This window comes from Streptomyces sp. SA15, from assembly GCF_002291145.1.
Classification (GTDB): Bacteria; Actinomycetota; Actinomycetes; order Streptomycetales; family Streptomycetaceae; genus Streptomyces.
In genome coordinates this window covers 1-20,309 of sequence record NZ_NTGE01000094.1, presented here as the reverse complement: position 1 = coordinate 20,309, position 20,309 = coordinate 1, and the positions used below count along the sequence as shown (strand labels likewise).

Genomic DNA, 20,309 nt, shown 5'->3' with positions numbered 1-20,309 from the left:
ACACGCACCCTCTGCGACAACGCCCGACTCATGCGAAAACGCAGCAAAACCGCCAACAGTTGAAGAGCCTGAGCGGGCCTGACCGGCTCTTATCGAGTGACAGAGGGCTCGGCGCGCGCGGGTTGGCACCGTGATCGCTCCCTGCTGTCAGAGCTGACGGCGCATCACGTCGATACAGGTGGCCCGGGCCGTCAGCACGTCCTCTTGGTTGCGCCGCAGGTAGACCGGGGCCACGGCCTTGCGGGAGGCGACCGATCCGGCCAGCGGGTCCCGTTCGCCCAGGGAGTCCGCGACGTCGCCATCGAGCATCCGGACCAGGTCGCGGAACTCCACAATCCGGGGTCTCCATCGGGGTTCCGGTCAGGAAAGGGCGCGCCCGCAACGCTCTGGCCATAGGGCGACCGCTTGGGCCGCTTGGCCTACGGGGTCTTCACGAAGTGCGCTTCGTCGACCACAAGCAGTCCGACCTCCCCGCCGCCCGGGGCAGGAAAACGGCGCAGCGCAACGGTGCGGTACACGTTCCAGAGCGACCGTCATCCCATGGCTGTCCAGCTTGGGCAAACATGCCCAGCGGCAGGCCGTGCGGCCCGGCCGCGGTGCTCGAAGGGGCAGGCTGCGATGACCGGCTCGATCAACGCCCAGCGGACATCGGCGTCTTGAGATGAGACAGGCGCGAACCGCATCCCGCCTTGGCCTCCACCTCACTCGGACATCGAGGCCCGAGTTGCCCGAGCGGTCGCTCACCTCGCGCTCTGCGGGGTGAGCCTGATGTGGCGGATGACCTTTCGGTGGTGTGTGTAGGCGATGTGGAGGGCGCCGTCCGGTGTCTGCGCTATCGAGGGGTAGGACAGTTCGCGGTTGAGGCCGTCGCGGGAGTTGTTGGTGAGGCAGTGGCCGTCGCCGGTCACGAGGTCGGCGCGCAGCGGCCAGGTCAGGCCGCCGTCGGATGAGAGGGCGAGGCTGAGCGGCGCGCGCGGGGCGCCCCAGAACGCGGTCGAGGGGGTCTGCCGTACCGCCGTTGTCAGCGAGCCGTCCGGGGCCGTGCCGTCGGCGAGTGAGCCCGTGTCGTCGATCTCGTCGTAGAGGGAGACTCGGCGGGCGGTGGCGTCGGCGGCGCTGCTGTGGTTGTAGACGAGGGCCAGGCGGCCGTCGGCCAACGGGATGTACTGGATCGAGGAGTTGTTGTTCGGCAGGTCCAGCGGCTGCGGCTCGCTCCAGGTGTCGCCGTCGTCCAGCGACACGGACCGGTGCACGGCGTCGGCGCGCCGGCTGCGGTAGAGGGCGAGCAGGGAGCCGTCCGGCAGCCGGTGGACGTTCATGTGGACCAGGCCCGTGGAGCCGGGCACGGGCTGCTCGGACCAGGTTTCGCCGTCGTCGTCGCTGATCATGACGGCGCTGGTGTCGAGGTCGCCCGACCACTTCTCGCCGGGGGCGGTGCGGCAGCGGAAGACGGGCAGCAGCAGGCGGCCGGTGGGCAGGACGACGGGTGGCTGGCGGACGAAGACGCCGCCGACGCCCGGGGTCGCGGGGAACAGGGTGCGGGTCGCCTCCCAGGTCGTGCCGTGGTCGTGGCTGACGCGCAGCCGTACCTCGGCGGTGTCCTGGTCTCCGCCTCGCTGGGCGGTGTGCAGCAGCCACAGGGCGCCCGAGGGCATGGGGAAGAGCACGGGGTTCTGCTCGGAGCGTGCCGGGTCGTCCGAGAGGCGGACGGGCTCCGTCCAGGTCGTGGTGCCGGGCGCGAGCCTCGAGAACCACACGCTGATGTCCGCCATGCCCTCCTGCGTGCCGCCGAACCAGACGCAGCCGAGGTCTCCGCCGGGCAGCACGGTGAGGTTGGCGGCGTGGCTCTGCACGGTCGGTGCGGGCAGCGTGGTGTCGGTGCGGTCGAAGCCGTCGAGGAGTCGGTTCGTCACAGTGCCTCTCCAGGGGTCCGGGCAGCGGCCAGGTGTCGGCGCGCGGTCTGTTCCAGGTGCACCAGATCGCAGGCGACGGTCGCGAAGGTGAAGCCCTCGGCGAGGCGCTTGGCGGCGCTCGCCCCGTCCGGGTTGTGGATGCCCGCGGCGATTCCGGCGGCCGCCGCTGCCTCGCGTACGGTGCCGAGCGCGGCCTCGAAGGCGTCGGCCAGGTTCGGGTCCGTGGACGAGGCGCCGCCGAGGGCGATGCGCAGGTCGGAGGGGCCGACGTAGACGCCGTCGAGGCCGGGCGTCGCGCAGATCGCCTCGACGTCGGCGAGTCCTTCGGCCGTCTCGATCATGGCGAGGACGACCGTGGTGTCGTGCGTGTCGGCCGGGTCGGGGCCGATCCTCAGGGCCGAGCGCATCGGGCCGTAGGAGCGTCGGCCGAGGGGCGGGTAGCGGACCGCGGCCACGGCCTCGGCGGCCTGCGCGGCCGTGTCGACCAGCGGCACGATCACTCCGGTCGCGCCCGCGTCGAGGGCACGGCCGATCGGGGCGGGGTCGTTGGCCTCGACGCGGACCAGGCCGACGGCCGTGGAGCCCCGGCTGTCGATCGCGAGAAGGTTGTTGAGCATGCCGGAGTAGCCGAAGAGGCCGTGCTGGGCGTCCAGGGCGACGTAGTCGTAACCGAGGCGGGCGATGCGTTCGGTGGCCACGGGCGCGTCCATCAGGCACCAGTAGCCGAGCAGTTGCTCGCGGGCGCGCAGGGCGGCGGTGAACTCTGCGGGGGTCATGGGCAGGTGTTCCTTCGCAGGGGACGGAGGCGGGGGCGTCGAAGTCGCGTACGGGGCTCAGCGGTTGTAGATCGCGTACGGGCTCAGCGGTTGTAGGCGGGCATGGGGCCGCGCAGGCCGGCGCCGACCTCGTCGCAGGCGGCGGTCACGTCGGGGGGCAGCGGTCCGGCCTGCGCGGCGGTGAGGTTGGCGCGCAGGTGCCCGGTCCGGGAACCGCCGAGCAGCAGGGCGTCGGTCGAGGCCCGGTCGAGGAGCCAGCGCAGGGCCAGTTCGGCGAGCGGGATGCCGGAGCCCTCGGCGATACGGGTCAGTTCGGCGACGGCGGCGAACAGGCGCGGATCCCAGTAGCGCTGCCGGTACATGTCCGCGAGGCGGGAGTCGGCGAACCGTCCGGCCTCGGGGGCCTTCTCGTAGCGGTGCCGTCCGGTGAGGAGGCCGCCGCCGAGCGGGTTGTAGACCATGGTGCGCATACCGGTGACGGCGGCGTACTCGACGTACTCCTCCTCGATCCGGCGGGCGAGCAGATTGTGCAGCTGCTGGGCGACGACCGGGCGTGGGGCACCCACCTCGTCGGCGACGCGCACCAGTTCGGCGATCTGCCAGGCGGCGTAGTTGGACACGCCGAGCGCGAGGACCTTCCCCTCGGCGACGAACTCGGCGACGGTGGCGAGGGTCTCGGCGAGGGGGGTGGCCCGGTCGGGCTGGTGCAGATAGAACAGGTCGACGCGGTCGGTGCCGAGCCGTTTGAGGCTGCCTTCCAGGGCGGCCCGCAGGCCGGGGGCGGACAGCGGGGCGTGCTCCGCCTGGTCGGGGTGCGGCATGCCGGCCTTGGTGGCGAGCACGATCCGGTCGCGGTGGGCGGGGAGCAGCTCGGCGAGGATGCGTTCGCTCTCGCCGCCTGCGTAGCCGTTCGCGGTGTCCACACCGGTGATGCCGGCCTCCAGCGCCGTCGCGAGCATGTCCGCGGCGCCGGCCCGGTCGACGGTGTCGCCGAACGTCATGGTGCCGAGGACGAGCCGGGACAGGGGCACGGGTACGTTCGGCAGTTCGATGCCGGTGGTCACTTGCCGGTTCCTTCCGGTGAGGCGGTCAGGGGGGTGTGGGGAGTCCGGGGCGTGTGCGGCTCCGGTGCGGCGGTGGCCAGGGTCGAGGCCGCCCGGGTGCGGGGCTTGAGTCCCCGTATCGCCGTGGGGTCGAGGGCGGCGCGGCGCAGTGCGCGGGTGTAGGGCTCGGCGGGGGCGGCGAGGACGTCGGCGGTACGGCCGCGTTCGACGACCCGTCCCGCCTTCAGGACGACGACGTCGGTGCTGATCTCGCGCACCACGCCGAGGTGGTGGGCGATGACGATGTACGTGATGCCGGTCTCCTCCCGCAGTTCGCGCAGCAGGTCGAGGACCTGGGCCTGCACGGACACGTCGAGGGCCGAGGTGGCCTCGTCGCACACCAGCAGGTCGGGCTCCGAGGCCAGGGCGCGGGCGATGCCGATGCGCTGGCGCTGTCCGCCGGAGAACTCGGCGGGCCGTCGTTCGAGTGCCGTGGCCGGCAGTCCTACGCGGTCGAGCAGTGCGGTGGCGCGGCGGCGCCGTTCGGTCTTGTCCCTCACGCCCGCGACGCGCAGCGGTTCGGCCACGATCTCCAGGGCGGTCAGGTGCGGGGCGAGGGATCCGTAGGGATCCTGGAAGACCATCTGGACGCGGCGCCGCAGCGGCCTCAGGCGCCGCTCGGGCAGCGTGGCGAGGTCGGTGCCGTCCAGCACGATCCGCCCCGAGGCGGGCTTGAGCAGCCGTACGATCGCGCAGGCGATGGTCGACTTGCCGCTGCCCGACTCGCCGACGACGGCGAGTGAGCCGCCGCGGGGCACGCTGAAGCTGACGTGGTCGACGGCGCGCACGGGGCCGGCCGGCGTGGGGTAGTCGACGACGAGGTCCTCGACGGCGAGAAACGCCGACGCGTCGGCGGCGTCGGCCGCGTCCGGTGTCACTGCTGCCTGGCTCATCGGGCGGCCCTGCCTTCCTGCTCGGGCTGGGCGGTGTGGTCGTCGAGTCCGTCCTCGTCCCAGGGCCCGAGGCTCGGGACGGCCGCGAGCAGTTTCCCGGTGTACGGGTGTGCGGGCCGCTCGACGATCTGCTGCGCCGGCCCCGACTCGACGAACCGGCCCTCCTTCATGACGTGGATGCGGTCGGACACCAGCCGGGCGACGCCGAGGTCGTGGGTGATCATCAACATGCCCACGCCGGTGCGTTCCTGAAGGTCCATCAGCAGGTCGAGGACGCTCGCCTGGACGGTGGCGTCCAGGGCGGAGGTGGGTTCGTCGGCGACCAGCAGCCGTGGTTCGGCGGCCAGCGCGACGGCGATGAGGATGCGCTGGAGCATGCCGCCGGAGAACTGGTGCGGGTACGCCTTCCAGCGCGTTTCGGGCCTGCTGATCCGTACCTGGTCCAGCAGGTGTGTGCCGCGCTCGCGGGCCTCGGCCCGGGACAGGCCGGGGTGACGCAGCCGGAGGGCCTCGCCGAGCTGCCGCCCGACGGTGTGGACGGGGCTGAGCGCGGTCATCGGGTCCTGGGGGATGAGGGACACGGTACGGCCGCGCGCCCGCCGGGCCGCCCCGGGGTCGGTGACGACGTCCTCGCCGTCGATGCGGGCGGTGCCGGACAGCACGGCGAGTCCTTCGGGCAGCAGTCGCAGCACGCCCATCGCCGTGGTGGACTTGCCGGAGCCGGACTCCCCGATGAGCGTGACGGTCTCGCCGCGTTGGACGGTGAAACTCACGCCGTCGACGGCGCGGACCACGCCTCGATGGGTGACCAGTTCGATCTGCAGGTCCTCGACCTCCAGCAGGGCGCCGGAGGCCGTCAGCCGGGGGCCGGAGGCCGGCGAGGTGTCGCTGGTCATGGCTCAGGCTCCCTTCGCGGGCTTCGTCGTACGGATGCGGTCGCGCAGGCCGTCGCCGATGAGGTTGACGCCGACCACGAGGAGGGCGATGACCAGGCCGGGGAGCGTGACCAGCCACCAGGAGGTGGTGATGTAGTCCTGGCCGTCGGAGATGATGCGGCCCCAGGTGGCGAACGGCCGCTGGGGTCCGGCGCCCAGGAAGCTGAGGGCGCTCTCCAGGAGCACGGCCTGGGCGAGCAGCAGCAGCACCACCAGGCTCGCGGGGCGCAGGACGTTGGGGATGATGTGCCGTCCCAGGACGGCCCAGCTGCGCATACCGAGCAGCCGGGCGGCCGCCACATACGGTTTCTCGCGTTCGACCAGGACCAGGGAACGGGTCAGCCGGGCCACTTCCGGCCACTGGGCGATCGCGATCACGCAGGTGATGACGGTGACCGACGGGCCGAAGAGGGCGACGACGAGCAGCAGCATCATCAGCAGGGGCAGCGCCATCTGGGCTTCGAGGAGCCGGCTGACGACCGTGTCGATCCAGCCCCCGAAGTAGCCGGCCGCCGAGCCCGCGGCGATCCCGATGAGCCCGGAGACGACGACGGCGAGGATGCCGACGGTCAGCGACACCTGGCCGCCGTGCAGGACGCGGGAGAGCAGATCGCGTCCGAGCTGGTCGGTGCCGAACAGGTGCCCGTCGGTGAGCGGCGGCACCCGGCGCCCCGCGAGGTTCTGGGCGTCCGGGTCCGGCAGCGGCAGCAGGCTCGCGAGGGCCACCGGCAGGGCGACCAGCGCGGTGCACAGGGCTCCCGCCCACAGCTTGAAGCGGGCGCTGCGCCGCTGCCTGGTGGCGGTGGCGCGGGCCAGGTGCCGGGCGGTGACGGCACTGGTCCGGGCGCTGCCGGCGGACGGTGTGAGCGTGGCGGACATGGTCAGGCCGCCTTTCCGAGTCGGACCCGCGGGTCGAGGAGCGGGTAGGCGAGGTCGACGAGGAGCTGGACGAGGATGGCGAGGGTGGCCGTGACCAGGACGGTTGCCTGGATGAGCGGGTAGTCGCGGGTCTCCAGGGCGCGGACGACGAGGGAACCGACGCCGGGCCAGCCGAAGACGACCTCGACCAGCACGACGCCGTTGAGCAGTGCCGCGAAGCGGGTGCCGACCGCGGTGACCAGCGGGACGGACGAGTTGGCGAGGGCGTACCGCCAGGTGAGTGCCCGTTCGGAGACACCGCGCGAGCGGGCCACGGTGATGTACGGCGAGGCGAGTGCCGTGGTCATCTCGCGGCGTACGAGCCGTGAGACGAGGGCGAGTTGGAGGGTCGCGATGGTGACGGTCGGCAGGACGAGGCCGCTCCAGGAGGTGAAGCCGGAGGCGGGCAGCACCGGCAGCAGCACGGCGAAGACGGTCAGCAGCATCACGCCGGTCCAGAAGTCCGGCATGGACTGTCCGGTGATGGTCAGGACGTTGGCGCCGAGTTCGCGGGAGGTGTCGGCGTGGCGGGCCATCCACACCCCCAGCGGGACCGCGACGGCCACGGTGACGGCGATCGCCGCGAGGGAGAGCGTGATCGTGTACGGCATGCGGTCCAGGACCACGCTGAGGGCGGAGTCGTGGAAGGAGTAGCTGGTGCCGAGGTCGCCGCTCAGCAGGTCGCGCAGGAAGATCCCGTACTGGGTGATCAAGGGCTTGTCGAGGCCGAACTGGGCGCGGATCCGCTCCAGGTCGGCGGTGGTGGCGCTCGGCGGCGCGTAGGCGGCGGCGGGGTCTCCGGGGGCGAGGCGGACCAGCACGAAGACCGTGGAGAGGGTCAGGAAGACGGTCAGCAGGCTTTGGCCGAGACGGCGGGCGAGGTACTTGGTCACGGCTCAGCCCTCCAGCCGTACGGCGGTCAGGTCGTAGGAGTTGATCGGCAGCAGCCGGATGCCGTCGACGCGGGCGCGGCGGGCGAGCACGGTCTTCGGCACGAAGGCCCACATGGCCGGCCAGGTGTCCCAGACGGCGTGCTGGGCGGCGGCCAGTTTGCGGTCACGGGTGGCGGGGTCGGTCTCGGTGGCCGCGTCGGACAGCTGTCGGGCGATGCCGGGGATGACGTAGCCCATGAACGCGTCACCGGTGCGCTCGTCCTCGGCCGTGCCCGCGTACATCGCCTGGAGCATGGTGGTGGCCTGGCCGGTGGTGCCGGGGAAGCCGTTGCCGATGACGTCCCAGTCGCCTCCCTTGCCTTGGCGCCACTTGAGGATGTCGCCGCCGGGCTCGAACTGCTGCAGGCCGGCGCGCACACCGACCTCCTTCAGCATCTCCGCGACGGCCTCCATCACGGAGGCGTCCGCGGCGAACTCGCCCGACTCCCAGATGATTTTGATCCGCAGTCCGTCGGCGCCCAGGGACCTGAGCAGTTGCCGTGCCCGTGCGGGGTCGTGGAGGTAGCGGCCGGTGGGTTCGGCGCCCTGGAGACTGAGCGGGACGACTCCCCGGGCCTGTTCGGCCGAGTCGGTGAGCACGTCCCGGACGAGGGACTCGCCGTCGATGGCGTACGTCAGCGCTCGGCGCACCCGGGCGTCGGCCAGCGGATGCCCGCGCGGCTTGCGGAAGTTGTAGAAGAGCTGGCAGATCCGCACCCCGGAGGTCTGCTCCAGGTGCACGCCGGGCAGGCCGGTGAGCTGTTCGGCGGAGTCGGGGGTGATGGTGTCGATGACGTCCAGTTCGCCGCTGCGCAGGGCGACGACCCGGCTCGACTCCTCCGGTACGAAGCGAACCCGGACCCGTTCGACGGGCGGCCGCCCGCCCCAGTAGTCCGGAACGCGGGCCAGGGTGTACTCACCCGCGCCGCTGTTGGCGCCGACCACCCGGTAGGGGCCGGTGCCGACGCCGGAGCGCAGTTCCTCGGGCCGGTTGTCCTTCGCCGGGGTGATGAGGATGTTGGCCATCAGCCGGTCCAGGACGGGCACCGGCTTGCGGGTGTGGAGCAGGAAGGTGCGTTCGCCGGTCGCCTCGACGTCGGGGAGTTCGGGGAACAGGCCGAGGATGAACGAGCCGGCGACCTCTCCGTACATCCGCACCGCGGTGGCCACGTCGTCGACGGTCACGGGCCGGCCGTCCGAGTAGCGGATCCCGTCGCGCAGGCGGACGCTCCAGGTGGTCGGCGCGGTCATCTCGAACCGGTCGGCGAGGACCCGTGAGAGTCGCATGTCCGGACCGATGGCCGTGAGGGCCTGACGCACGGCCCGCTGCACGGTCACCGCGGCGTCGAACTGGTTGAGCTTGTTGTCCAGGCTGACCAGCGAGCGGTTCAGCCCGAGCGTGAGGGTGCCGGGGCCGGGGGCGCCGGTGGGTCCGGCGCAGGCGGCCAGCGGGGAGAGAGCGAGACCGGCGCCGCCCGCGGCGCCCCAGCGCAGCAGGGTGCGACGGCTGGGCGTCTCACTCGGAGGAGTTCGGGTCATCGTCGACCTCTCGGGTTTTTTGTGCGGCGACCGGCTGGGGGCGGCGTCCGGTCCCGCAGGACGCCGTCGGTCGCCGTCGGTTTCTGTCGCGCCGGAAACCGTTCCACGGTTGCGCGGATCACGCAATAGATCTCGCGCACATCGCGCAGACTGTGCCATCATCGAGCGCCGAGGCCGCCCCGCGTGTCTCTCTTCGACCACCGGCCCAGGAGGATGATGTGCCCTTCCCCTCCCCCGCCCCCTGCCGAGACGAGCGGGTAGCCCGACGTGTCCTCGCCCTCGCCGACGACCTGTCCGGGGCGGCGGAGACCGCGGTGGCGCTCGGCGTGCCGGGCCGGATCGTGCTCGGTCCGGCGTCCTTGGACCCGCACGCGTACGGCGAGGCCGTCGTGGTCGACCTCGACTGCCGGTGCCTGCCCGCGGCCGACGCGGCCCGGCGCGTACGCGAGGCATTGCGAGCCGTCCCCTCGGACGTTCTGGTGCTGAAGAAGGCCGACTCGCTGCTGCGGGGCAACCTCGCCGCCGAGACGGCCGCCTGCGCCGAAGGCACCGAGGGCGTCGTCGTCGCCACCGCCCTGCCCGCCCTCGGCCGCACGGTCCGCGGCGGTGTCGTCCATCTCGACGGCGTCCCGCTGCACACCACGGACGCCTGGCGGGCGGAGAGCACCGCGCCCCCGCCGTCGATCTCCGCCGCGCTCGGGGATGCCCGTACGACGCTCGTCCCGCTGGAGGCGGTACGGGGCGACGCGTTGCCCGCCGTGCTGCGCGCGGCGGTCAGCGCCGGACACCTTCCGGTGTGCGACGCCGAGACGGACGCCGACCTGGACCTGATCGCCGAGGCGGCGCTCGCATGCGGGCCCGGCGTCCGCCTGACGGGCACGAGCGGCCTCGCCGCCGCGGTCGGCCGCCTGCTGAGGCGCACCTACGGGACGTCGGCCGCAACCACGGCGGGACAAGCGGCTCCGGCTCGGGCTGCTGCTCCGGCTCCGGCCGGGGGACGCCGGCAACGGCCCCTCCTGGTCGTCGTCGGCACCTCCGATCCCTCCGCGCCTGCGCAGATCGCGCAACTCACGGAGCGCGGCGCCCGCCATGTATCCGTGAACCCCGATGTCGTGGACTCCGACGTTCTGTCACCCCCGGGCGCACCGCATTCAGACGACGTCACCGTCCTCAGCATCGACAGCGGCCTGGGCATCAGACCCGGTTCGGCACGCCGTCTGGTGTCCGCACTGGCTCGCCTCGCCGCCGACCGCGCGGGCGATGCCGACCTCGTCCTGACGGGTGGTGAGACCGCCCGCCGCGTCCTCGACGCGCTCGGCGTCGCGCACCTGGCGCCGCTCGGCCAGATCCACCACGGCGCCGTCCACGCACTCACGCCCGACGGACGTCATGTCGTCACCCGGCCCGGCAGCTTCGGCGACACCGATTCCCTGCTGCGGATCGCCACGGCGCTCCGGCCGGACCTCCCCCACCTCCCACCGCAAGGAGACTTCCCGGTGAACGCCCTCCCGACCGCCGACCACCACCGTTCGCTGCCGCTCATCGCGGTGACCATGGGAGACGGCGCGGGCATCGGCCCCGAGGTGATCGTCCCGGCGCTGCTGCACCCGGACACCCTCGCCCGCTGCCGACCCATCGTCATCGGTGATGCCGGGCGGCTGCGGCAGGCCGCCGCGATCCTGGGAGTCGACTGCGACATCGTCTCCGTGACCGCCCCGGGCGAGGCCGAGTTCCCGCCGGGCCGCGTCAACGTCGTGGACCTGGACCTGCTCCCCGCCGACCTGCCCTGGGGCGAACTGTCCGCCCTCGCGGGCGAGGCCGCCTACCAGTACGTACGGGTGGCCGCGGACCTCGCGATGAAGGGCGCCGTGCACGGCATCTGTACCGCGCCGCTCAACAAGGAGGCCCTGCACTCCGCCGGGCATCTCTACCCGGGCCACACCGAGTTGCTGGCCCACCTCACCGGCGTGGACGAGGTGTCGATGATGCTGTCGACACCCCGGGTGAAGGTCATTCACGTCACCACCCACATCGGCCTGATCGACGCCGTTCGGCGCATCGAGCCGGGCCTGGTCGAGCGCACGGTGCGCCGCGGGCACGACGCGATGGTGCGGGCCGGCGTCGCGAAGCCGGTGATCGGCGTCTGCGGCATCAACCCGCACGCGGGCGAGAACGGACTCTTCGGCTACGGCGAGGAGGAGGAAAAGATCGTCCCCGCCCTCGACGTGCTGCGCACGGACGGCATCGACGCCCGCGGCCCCCTCCCGGCCGACACGGCCTTCTTCCTCGCCGGGCGCGGCGACTACGACCTGATCGTCGCGATGTACCACGACCAGGGGCACGGCCCGGTGAAGGTGCTGGGCATCGAGGCGGGCGTCAACCTGACCGTGGGACTGCCCGTCATCCGCACCTCGGTGGACCATGGAACGGCCTTCGACATCGCGGGCAAGGGCGTGGCCGAGGCCGGTAGCATGGTCGAGGCCGTGCGCCAGGCAGCCGAGATGTCGTCCGTAGCGGTCCGCTGAGACCGCCGCCCGCAGTCCGCAGTCCGCGCAGAGAAGGACTCCACGACAGATGTCTCCCCTCGGATCCAAGGCCCGGCGCGAACGGATCCTGTACGTGGCCACCACGACCGGCCTCACCAGCGTCGAGGAGTTGTCGCAGCGCTTCGGTGTCACGCCCTCCACGATCCGCCGCGACCTCGCCAAGCTGACCGCCGACGGCCGGCTGGCTCGCACCTACGGCGGCGCCATGGCGCTGACCGCCCATCCCGAGGCGTCGCTCCGGCAGCGTACGGGCGAGGCGTTCGAGGAGAAGCGGGCCATCGCGCGCCGCGCCGCCATCGAGGTGCGCGCCGGTGAGACGGTGCTGCTGGACGCCGGATCGACCGTGGGCGCCCTCGCCCACGAACTGCGCTCCGCGAAGGAACTGACGGTCGCGACCACGGGGCTGACGGCCCTTCAGGAACTCTCCGACGTCGACACGGTGCACGTCGAGTGTCTCGGCGGCACTCTGCGGCCGCTGAGCCAGGGCTTCGTCGGTCCGCTGACCGAGGCCGCACTGGAACGGATGACCTTCGACCGGGTCTTCCTCGGTACCGACGGCATCTCGCCCGAGCACGGCATCTGCGAGGCCGACCTGCGCCAGACGCGGCTGAAGGAACTGATGGCCCGCCGCGCCGACCATGTGTACGTCCTCGCGCACGCGGCGAAGCTCGGCCGCCGCCCCTTCCACGCCTGGGCGAAGCTCCCGGCCGACTGGACCCTCGTCACCGACGACGGCGCCGACCCGTCGATCGTGGCCGAGTTGCGCGGGCGCGGCGTGGAGGTCGTACTGACCGAGGTGGCGCCGTCCACCGAGCCGGAGCACCGGACGTCGCCCTCATGACCTTGGCGGAGAGCGCCGAGCACGCCGGGACCCGGGCCGCCCGGGTGTGCCATGACTGAGACACGGCACGCCCTGGTCACCGGCGTCAGCTCGGGAATCGGCGAGGCGATCAGTGGTCGCCTGCTGCGGGAGGGATGGCAGGTCACCGGGATCAGCCGCCGCCGTCCGGTCCCCGCGCCGGGGCTGACCTGGCTCCCGGCGGATCTGGCCGAGCCCACCGCGCTGGTCCGGATCCTCGACGGCGTACCCGCCCCCGACGCCATCGTGCACGCCGCCGGACTCCAGCGCTCGGCACGGCTGGGCGAACTGTCCGCCGACGACGGCGAGTTGATGTGGCGGGTGCACGTCCAGGCCGCCACGATCCTCGTCGACACGCTCGCCGACCGGCTGCCCGACGGGGCCCGCGTGGTCCTCGTCGGCAGCCGCACCGCCACCGGCGTACCCGGCAAGAGCCAGTACGCCGCGACCAAGGCCGCCCTGCCCGCGCTCGCGCGCTCCTGGGCCGCGGAGCTGGCCGTCCGTGGCATCACCGTCAACGTGATCGCCCCCGGCCCGACCGACACTCCGATGCTGTCCGACCCCGGCCGCGCCCGCACGCCCCCGGCACACCCGCCCCTCGGCCGGTTCGTCTCCCCCGACGAGGTCGCCGGCCTGACCGCGTTCCTCCTCGGCCCGGACGGCGGAGCGATCACCGGGCAGCAACTCGTCCAGTGCGCCGGGGCCTCACTTTGACATCCGCGCGCCGGGATGTTGCTGCCGGGCGACCGGAACGTCGGCGCCGACCTGCTGAACCGTTTTGCTGCCACCACCGGCGCCAGGCCGAAGCGCCCGGTTCCATGCCGAGCCGGAAGGCTGCGGTGTCTCCGTAGCCGCCGTCGGCCACGGCGAGGGGGACTTCGACGCCCCGTGACCAGGTCTCGTCGATCATGTCCAGGGCCAGTTGCCACTTCTCGACATGGCCCACGTCCAGCGGGATGCCGCACCGTTCACGGCGGGCCGTCTTGGCGGGATCGGCCTGCGGCAAGGTCGGATCCCAGCTCTTGGGGAGGAACAAGCCCTCGGTCGATCGCCGCCGAGGCGGTGTCCGAGGCCATGCAAGCCCAGCAGGGCCTTCGCCGCTCAACGCGGTCACGTCCAGCTGGTCATGGTCGGCGACTCCCCAGGCTGCTGCCGGCACGATCAGACGGTCGCGAACCCCAGCACCAGCGGCGCCACGGCAAGGAGCAGGATGGCGGCCGGGATGCCGATTCCCTTCGTGTCGCCTCCACGGACGTGCGTGATCACGGCGCCCAGGAAGTACAGGACGACACCGATCGCCGCCGCGATGCCGAACGGTCGGTAGGCGATGCCGGCGAGCAGCCCCAGAGCGCCCGCGATCTTGACCAGGCCAAGCGGCAAGAACCAGCTGTCGGGCACCCCGAGCGCCTTGAGCCCCTCTGTGATCTTCGGGTCGCGGGTGATGTCGGGAACGGCAGAGAAGACCAGCACCAGGGACAGCACGACAGCGAGGACGACATAGGCGATGAACACGGGGAACTCCGGAGGGAGAAGGGGACCGTCGATCGGTCCGGGAATAAAGGGCGGCAGGCGATGACCCGCGGTCATGTGACTGCCTCGTGTCCGGGGCACTGTTGCGGGCACGGGGCGAGGTGATCCTGGTGATGCCGAGTCAGAGCGGCCGCAGCCGTTCCCACCGGTTCAGAATCGGACGTTGTGGCGGTGGCGGTATCACCGGCAGGGCGAACGGTCCCCGCGCCGGAACCTTGGCGGAGCGCCGCCGGCGGAAGGGCCCAGCCGGCCGGGCCTCGCTCTTCCGTCGGCGGATGGTCAGGACGGGCGTTGTGGAAGGGGGTTGAAGGTGCGGTCCGCCCAAACGCGGCGGGTGGTGTCGGCCGGGTAGGGCGTGACGACGGGTTCGGTGTCGATGAGCTGGGTGAGGCGCTGTTCGGTGTCGTACTCGGGCCAGCCGGGAGTGCCGGTGGTGGCGAAGGCCGCCCACGCGGATTGCATCCACTGCGACAGGAGCACCGCGTCGGCGGGGGGCTGCTCACCGATCAAGAGCGCGCCGAGACCTGCGCCCAGGGTGCCGAAAACCAGTCCGACGTCCAGCCCGTGGCAGGCGCCGAACGCGCCACCCATGGCCGGGGCCGGCCAGGTCAGCTGGTAGAGGTAGGACCGGCCGCCGGCGGTGGTGTGCGCTTCGGCCAGGTGCAGGCTGGGCATGTCGAACAGCCAGTCGGAGTAAATCCGCTCGTACAGCTCGCCGGCCGCGTAGCCGCGTGCCCGGTACGCCGACTCCACCCCGGGTGACGGCGCAAGACCCCGCAGGACAGCCGTCGCCTGCTCGTCGGTGATCCGGCCGAGCTGTCCGGCCTGGGCGATGAACAGCCGGTATCAGTTGTGCCGCTCGGCATCCAGCAGTACCAGGGCGTTGCGGATGCCCTGTTCGAGGAGTTGGTCGGCGAGCTGCCGGTCGGTCAGGGCACGGGAGAGCTGCAGGGTCCCGGCCATCATGCCGAGGAGGCCAAGTGCCTTCAGACGCGCCGACGGCGGATCGTGGGGTGCCAGGCGGGCGGCGAAGTCGTCGATGAGGATCAGCGCGCCGTCGGTGTAGGCCTGCCTGGTGGGATCCGTGGAGCGTGCGATCTCGTCGAGGAGGGCGGCGTTGGGGCAGCCGTCGTCGATGCTGTCGCGCTGCTCGGGGGAGAAGTACCAGCGCACGATCTGTTCGAGTCCGGCGCGGCCGGGTGCCGCGTGCGCGACGATGTTCTCGTGCTGTGCGCGCATCTGGTCGGCGACCGCGGTGGTGACGAGTTCGTCCTTGGACGTGAAGTAGGCGTAGAGGGTGCCGTTGGTCAGGCCCGCGTCCTTCATGAGCGTCGCGACTCCGGAGCCGTCGATGCCGTCCCGCTTGAGCCGGCGGCCGGCCGTCGCGATGATCCGCTGCTTTGTCTGTTGTTTGTGTTCTTTCGTGTACCGCACGATGTGTTCCTCCATCGCGGCAGCCGGGGCCTGCGCCCCGGCTGCTGCCCTGGTCAGGTCAGTGTGCCGCGTGGGTAAGGAGGGCGGCGAAGTTGATCCTCCCGGTCTGCACCTTCGCGTCGTGGGGCTCGGGGAGCCCGCCGTCGGTGATGTACAGCTGGTTGCCGCGGACCGCGGTCGCGGTGGGCGAGGCGAGACCGTCCGCGCTGGTCAGGACGGGCTTGTAGGTGCCGTCGGGGTAGATGGCCAGGATCCTGTCCGGGCCGTTCTGCGAGGAGGAGCCGTTCTGGGCCGCGATCAGCACGTCGGACCAGGGGGTCGGGAAGCTGAAGTCGTCGAGGTTGGGCAGGCCGTCCGTGACACGCTGGATGGGGCCGGGCGCGCCGGTGGCGGTGACCCGTACCCGCAGCAGTGTTCCCTGGTTGAAGTTGCTGATCCACAGGGCGCCGTTGTGGTACTTGAGCCCGTTGGCGCCGAGCTGTACCGCTTCGGTCGGTACCCGCTCGAGAGCGGCACCGGTCAGCCACGGGGTTGCCGTTCCGCCCGAGACGGGAATGGAGTAGATGATGCCCTGGAGGCTGTCGGCGAGGTAGAGGGTGCGTCCGGTCGGGTCGAGGGCCAGCCCGTTGGGGCCCGCGTCGCCGGGCAGAGCGGCGATACGCTGAGAGGTACCGTCCTCAAGCAGCTTGTACACACCGTTCCTTTCCGTGTCGCCCCGGGCCCACACGCTGTAGTAGACGGTGCCGTCATCGCCAACGGTGTTGCCGCTGATCGCCTCGCCCGCCTGCCCGGTGGCGAGCACCGTGCGCTCTCCAGACGCGGAGACCTGCATCAGCAGCGGCTTCTTGGTGCGCTCGCATCCCACGCAACTGCCGAGCATGGAAACGATCATTGTGCCGTTGCGGGTGACGGAGAGGTTCTCGGGGATCTCGCCGGCGTCGAAGTCGAACGACGCCGCGGTCCGTACGTCGGTGACAACCGACTTGCTGTACGAGGGTCCCGAGTGTCCCGTCCCTGCGGACGCGGACGGCGCCGACACCAGGACGGCCGCCGTCGCGGTGACCGCCAGCGCGATGCCGGCGTTCCTCTTCAGAAAACGCCTCCCGCTCGGTGCACTGCGCCGGGCCGTGTGCTGGCGTTGCTGCTGCATGACTCTCCTCGGTGAATCAACGAGTGACTGATCAAACGAGTGACTGATCAATGGACCTTTGGCGACATCCGAGATACCGGACACATCGGAGGTACTGGGCACATCGGAGCCATTCGGGGGGTATCGGCGCCCGTAAAGCCGGATGCGGAGGTCCGGGATGTCACCGGACCGGAACATCAGCCAGGCAGGTGGTTGTTCTTGCGGATCTGCTTGTCGAACGTTCCGGCGGGGACGAGGCGGCGCGCCGTGGTGACGCGTGAGGCCAGCGGGCCGGCGGTGTAGCGCAGCTTCGGCTTCTTGTCGGTGGCCGCGGTGACGATCGCCTTGGCGACGACGGCGGGGTCGTCGCCCTTTTCCATCGCCTCCGCGATCATCGCGTCGAAGTCGCGCCGTCGCTCCGCGTACAGAGGCAGGGGGGTGTCGGGCTGCGCGGCGTTGGTGTCGAAGCTGGTCTTGGTATAGGCGGGCTGGACGATCAGGACCCTCACGCCGTGCTCGCGGACCTCGTGGTCCAGCGACTCGGAGTAGCCCTCGATGGCGTGCTTCGACGCGACGTAGAGGGCCATGAAGGGCTGGGGGGCGACCCCGAGGACGGACGAGATGTTGATGACGCGTCCGCCACCCTGGGAGCGCATGTGCGGCAGGACGGCCTTCGTCATACGGATGACGCCGAGGACGTTGATGTTCAGGACGCTCTGGGCCTGGGCGACGGAGTTCTCCTCCACGGCACCCGCCGAGCCGATACCCGCGTTGTTGACCAGGACGTCGATGCGTCCGAACCGGTCGATCACCTTTGCGACCGCGGCGGTTGCCGAGTCGTCGCTGCCGACGTCGAGATCGAGGTACGTCACACCGGTGGGCGGGGTGAGTCCGGAGGTCTTGCGGCCGGTTCCGATCACCTCGTAACCCGCCGCGGCGAAGGCGCGGGCCGTTTCCTTGCCGATCCCCGATGAGGCACCTGTCACGAGCGCCACCGGCCGAGTTGCTGCCATCACTAACTCCCTTGATTTGAATTACGTTCGTATGTCTTACGTTCGTACGACCATACGGGGGTCGTCGGTCGATGGCAAGTGGTCACGTCCGGCGATCCGAAAAAAGATCCGGGAAACGCGGGGTGGGTTACGGGAAGGACGGCGGCCCCGGTGCTGTCCTCACGCACCGCTTCGGACTTGGACACCTCAGTGCGGCAGGCCGACCGAGCCCTGTTTGCGGGGATGGCCCCGGTGGTGGAAGGTGGCCACCCCACTGGTCTTTGCAGGCAGGCCGTTGTCGGGCCTCGCATGAGTTCTTGTGCCGGGTGCTCGTGCGGTGTCGCGGTCCGAAGCTGACACCGCTGGTCACGGGCGGTGGGTGAGGGCGGGCGGGCTGTGCTGGAGCGCTGGTCTCGGCCGGTGAACCGCGCCCAGGCGCTGGGGGTGCGCGGTGTGCCGGCGTGTTCGGGTCGGCGCTTTGATGTTCCCGTCCATCGTCGAGGTCACCAGGCACCTCCACATTTCGCGAACACGGTCCGTACTTGGCTACGGGTCTTGCTGAGCGGCTGGACGATCCGGTCGACGAGCCTCGACGAGCCTCGACAACCGGCCGCCCGCCGGTCGTCGGTGTCGAACAGGTGGAGGCCGTTGTGACCGTGGAGCTGGAGGTGATCCCTGAGCCGTCATCCGCTGGTCGCGAACGGGTCTTCGCAGTCGGTGTTCACCGGGCGGTGTTCACCGACTCTCCTGACGTGCGATGCCGAGGTAGTGGCCCAAGCGGAGTTCCAGCTCTTCGGGACCCTTTTCGGCAGCGAGCTTCTCGAACTGGGCCTGGAATGCCTGGGGACCTGGCCAGGTCATGGAGGTCAGGAATTGCGTGTAGGCCGCTCGCAGGTCGGCATCGGGCGGGAGCGTCGCCCGGTTGACCTGAGCCTTGGCGGCTGCCAGCGCCGCCTTGTCGAAAGACGCCAGCCGGGTTGCCATACCGTCCACGAAGCCGTCCAGCTCGGCGTCGGCGACGGTGCGGGTCACCCATCCGTAGCGTTCTGCCGTGTCGGCGTCGTAGTCGTTGCTGCTGAGGATGGCTTCGATTGCCCGATCCCGTCCGATGAGTCGGGGCAGGTGTTCTGTGCCCCCGCCGCCGGGAAGAATCCCGCCGGCGACCTCGGGCTGGCCGAACACCGCGTGCTCGCGGCTGGCGTAGCGCAGATCGCAGGCCAGGGTCAGTTCGTCCCCGCCGCCCCTGGTCCGTCCGCGGATGGACGCGATGCTGATGAACGGAGCTGTGGACAGCCGTATCACCAGATCGATCCACGCCGGCGTCGCCTCCGGATCGGACGGTATGAAGTCGGTAGCCCGGCCGAGATCGAAGTGGTTGAAGAAGTAGCCGGGTGTACTGCTGGTGAAGACGGCGACGTGAACCTGCGGGTCCTCGCTCAGCTCCGTGACGACCTCAAGCAGTCGGGACACGGTCTCCCCGACGATGAGATTCACCGGTGGATTCGAGAATGTGATCTTGCGGATTTCTGGTGTCAGCCGCTCCACGCTGATCGTGCTGGGTTGCGTCATCGTTCGCTCCAAGGGTGACCCTGACGGTTCGTCAGGGAGGTGTGTTCGTCGGGGCGCCCTGAACCGGCAGAGGCGACGCCCAGAACCAGGTCTGGCAGACGCGCCCGACGCTACGAAGGAAGCGAGGAAAACGGATCCGTCACTGTATCCGTCAAGGTTTGGCCTGTTGTCGTTGAACTCGGGTTGCCGGCAGTGGCTCCGGCGACAGCAGCCCTTTAAGCTTTCAAGCAAATGGACCTGTACGGACGGCGCCATGAGCAGGCGACCCTTGATGAAATCCTTGACGCTGCCCGTCAAGGCGACGCGGAAGTCCTGATGCTGTGGGGTGAACCCGGCATCGGTAAGACCCGCTTGCTCGAATACGTGGCCGAGTCAGCCGCCGCGGACTTCACCGTCTTGAGATGTCGCGGTACTCGTCTTGAGTCGGAGCTGGCCTTCGCCGCGCTGCAGGAACTGCTGTGGCCGGTGACGGAGCGGATCAGTACGCTCCCGCAGCCGCAGGCCAACGCCTTGAACGGGGCGCTCGGGATGAGCGGTTACGGGGCGGACCGGTTTCTGATCGGCGTGGCCGTACTGACGCTCGTCGGCGAGCTGGCCAAGGAACGGCCGGTGCTCATCATCGCCGACGACGCCCAATGGCTCGACGAGCCATCCGCACAGTGCCTGGCCTTCGCCGCACGCCGACTGCGCGACGAGCCCGTGGTCGTGCTCCTCACCGGACACGACGACCCCGTCGACGGCCCCTGGGAGAAACTGGCGGCCATGGAGGTCCGGGAGCTGGGCGACGAAGACGCCCGGCTCCTCGCCCGTTCCGTCGCTCCCCACGCGGACGAGTCAGTGATCCGCCGCACGATCCGCGCGGCAGCCGGAAATCCCCTCGCCCTCCAGGAGCTGACCACGTCCGTGGCGGCCGGCGACATCTCGACGCACCCTCTTGCCGGGGAGCGGATCGCCGTCGGGCCCCGGCTGCGCCGTGCCTTCCGCGCCCGGATCGAGAGGCTGACCGCACCCGCCCGTACCGCGCTCCTCCTCGCCGCCGCCGAGGACCGTAGTGATCGCAACACCCTGTGGCAGGCCGGTGAAGTGCTCGGCCTCGACGCGGTCGCGTGGGACCAGGCGCTGCACTCGGGCCTGCTCACCGAGCGCTCGGACGGGCGGATCCGCTTCCGCCACCAGCTGATGGCGGCGGTGGTCTACGAGGAGGCGCCGCCCGCGAACCGCCAGGCCGTTCATCATGCGCT

The 20,309-nt window shown here is 71.0% G+C and carries 19 protein-coding genes and 1 pseudogene; 4 read left to right on the top strand and 16 right to left on the bottom strand.

The window, feature by feature from the left end; all coding sequences use genetic code 11:
• Nucleotides 1-189: 189 nt before the first annotated feature.
• From CLM62_RS18130 to CLM62_RS18090, 9 genes and pseudogenes are all read right to left on the bottom strand, one after another.
• A pseudogene (locus tag CLM62_RS18130) lies at nucleotides 190-503 on the bottom strand (ATP-dependent helicase); the annotation flags it as partial.
• A 237-nt stretch (nucleotides 504-740) separates the two neighbouring features.
• A complete protein-coding gene (locus CLM62_RS18125) occupies nucleotides 741-1,913 on the bottom strand; it encodes an exo-alpha-sialidase (protein WP_095750926.1) in 1,173 nt (390 codons plus the stop codon).
• On the bottom strand, nucleotides 1,910-2,689 hold the full coding sequence (locus CLM62_RS18120; RefSeq protein WP_095750925.1) for an HpcH/HpaI aldolase/citrate lyase family protein: 780 nt from the start codon (nucleotides 2,687-2,689) through the stop codon (nucleotides 1,910-1,912). Before CLM62_RS18120 ends, CLM62_RS18125 begins: the two co-directional genes overlap by 4 nt.
• Nucleotides 2,690-2,772: 83 nt before the next feature.
• Nucleotides 2,773-3,753 (bottom strand): aldo/keto reductase, encoded by a 981-nt coding sequence (locus CLM62_RS18115; RefSeq protein WP_095750924.1) that lies wholly within the window; start codon nucleotides 3,751-3,753, stop codon nucleotides 2,773-2,775.
• Nucleotides 3,750-4,685: an ABC transporter ATP-binding protein gene (locus CLM62_RS18110; protein ID WP_095750923.1), complete on the bottom strand. Its 936-nt coding sequence runs from the start codon at nucleotides 4,683-4,685 to the stop codon at nucleotides 3,750-3,752. The genes CLM62_RS18115 and CLM62_RS18110 overlap by 4 nt, the downstream gene beginning before the upstream one ends.
• A complete protein-coding gene (locus tag CLM62_RS18105) occupies nucleotides 4,682-5,581 on the bottom strand; it encodes an ABC transporter ATP-binding protein (RefSeq protein WP_095750922.1) in 900 nt (299 codons plus the stop codon). The genes CLM62_RS18110 and CLM62_RS18105 overlap by 4 nt, the downstream gene beginning before the upstream one ends.
• Nucleotides 5,582-5,584: 3 nt before the next feature.
• Nucleotides 5,585-6,499, bottom strand: coding sequence for an ABC transporter permease (locus CLM62_RS18100; protein ID WP_095750921.1), 915 nt, complete (start codon nucleotides 6,497-6,499; stop codon nucleotides 5,585-5,587).
• A gap of 2 nt (nucleotides 6,500-6,501) precedes the next feature.
• Nucleotides 6,502-7,431, bottom strand: coding sequence for an ABC transporter permease (locus CLM62_RS18095; RefSeq protein ID WP_095750920.1), 930 nt, complete (start codon nucleotides 7,429-7,431; stop codon nucleotides 6,502-6,504).
• A gap of 3 nt (nucleotides 7,432-7,434) precedes the next feature.
• Nucleotides 7,435-9,009, bottom strand: coding sequence for an ABC transporter substrate-binding protein (locus tag CLM62_RS18090; protein WP_095750919.1), 1,575 nt, complete (start codon nucleotides 9,007-9,009; stop codon nucleotides 7,435-7,437).
• Between the two features lie 218 nt (nucleotides 9,010-9,227).
• On the opposite strand from CLM62_RS18090, the gene pdxA reads away from it, so the two are divergent.
• Genes pdxA through CLM62_RS18075 form a run of 3 tightly spaced genes read left to right on the top strand, consistent with a single transcriptional unit; the run spans nucleotide 9,228 to nucleotide 13,128 of the window.
• Nucleotides 9,228-11,534, top strand: coding sequence for a 4-hydroxythreonine-4-phosphate dehydrogenase PdxA (gene pdxA / locus CLM62_RS51575; RefSeq protein ID WP_095750918.1), 2,307 nt, complete (start codon nucleotides 9,228-9,230; stop codon nucleotides 11,532-11,534).
• Nucleotides 11,535-11,583: 49 nt separating this feature from the next.
• Nucleotides 11,584-12,396, top strand: coding sequence for a DeoR/GlpR family DNA-binding transcription regulator (locus CLM62_RS18080; protein ID WP_095750917.1), 813 nt, complete (start codon nucleotides 11,584-11,586; stop codon nucleotides 12,394-12,396).
• A gap of 51 nt (nucleotides 12,397-12,447) precedes the next feature.
• Entirely contained in the window at nucleotides 12,448-13,128 is a 681-nt protein-coding gene (locus CLM62_RS18075; protein WP_095750916.1) for an SDR family NAD(P)-dependent oxidoreductase, read from the top strand.
• Here the strand turns inward: CLM62_RS18075 and CLM62_RS53080 are convergent.
• From CLM62_RS53080 to CLM62_RS18040, 7 genes are all read right to left on the bottom strand, one after another.
• Nucleotides 13,085-13,528: a transposase gene (locus tag CLM62_RS53080; RefSeq protein ID WP_373559158.1), complete on the bottom strand. Its 444-nt coding sequence runs from the start codon at nucleotides 13,526-13,528 to the stop codon at nucleotides 13,085-13,087. The genes CLM62_RS18075 and CLM62_RS53080 overlap by 44 nt on opposite strands.
• Before the next feature lie 47 nt (nucleotides 13,529-13,575).
• Nucleotides 13,576-14,001, bottom strand: coding sequence for a DoxX family protein (locus tag CLM62_RS18065; protein ID WP_095750915.1), 426 nt, complete (start codon nucleotides 13,999-14,001; stop codon nucleotides 13,576-13,578).
• A gap of 222 nt (nucleotides 14,002-14,223) precedes the next feature.
• On the bottom strand, nucleotides 14,224-14,697 hold the full coding sequence (locus CLM62_RS18060; RefSeq protein WP_095750914.1) for a carboxylesterase family protein: 474 nt from the start codon (nucleotides 14,695-14,697) through the stop codon (nucleotides 14,224-14,226).
• Nucleotides 14,698-14,790: 93 nt separating this feature from the next.
• On the bottom strand, nucleotides 14,791-15,381 hold the full coding sequence (locus tag CLM62_RS18055; protein WP_095750991.1) for a TetR/AcrR family transcriptional regulator: 591 nt from the start codon (nucleotides 15,379-15,381) through the stop codon (nucleotides 14,791-14,793).
• A gap of 55 nt (nucleotides 15,382-15,436) precedes the next feature.
• Nucleotides 15,437-16,528: an SMP-30/gluconolactonase/LRE family protein gene (locus tag CLM62_RS18050; RefSeq protein ID WP_257003904.1), complete on the bottom strand. Its 1,092-nt coding sequence runs from the start codon at nucleotides 16,526-16,528 to the stop codon at nucleotides 15,437-15,439.
• Nucleotides 16,529-16,704: 176 nt separating this feature from the next.
• A complete protein-coding gene (locus CLM62_RS18045; protein ID WP_095750913.1) occupies nucleotides 16,705-17,520 on the bottom strand; it encodes an oxidoreductase in 816 nt (271 codons plus the stop codon).
• 714 nt (nucleotides 17,521-18,234) lie between these two features.
• The gene (locus CLM62_RS18040) at nucleotides 18,235-19,068 is read right to left on the bottom strand and encodes an enoyl-CoA hydratase/isomerase family protein (RefSeq protein WP_095750912.1); all 834 of its coding nucleotides are present in this window, start codon (nucleotides 19,066-19,068) and stop codon (nucleotides 18,235-18,237) included.
• A gap of 231 nt (nucleotides 19,069-19,299) precedes the next feature.
• Here CLM62_RS18040 and CLM62_RS18035 point away from each other — a divergent pair.
• Nucleotides 19,300-20,309 (top strand): ATP-binding protein (locus CLM62_RS18035; protein WP_179382133.1); only part of this gene is annotated, 1,010 nt, incomplete at its 3' end.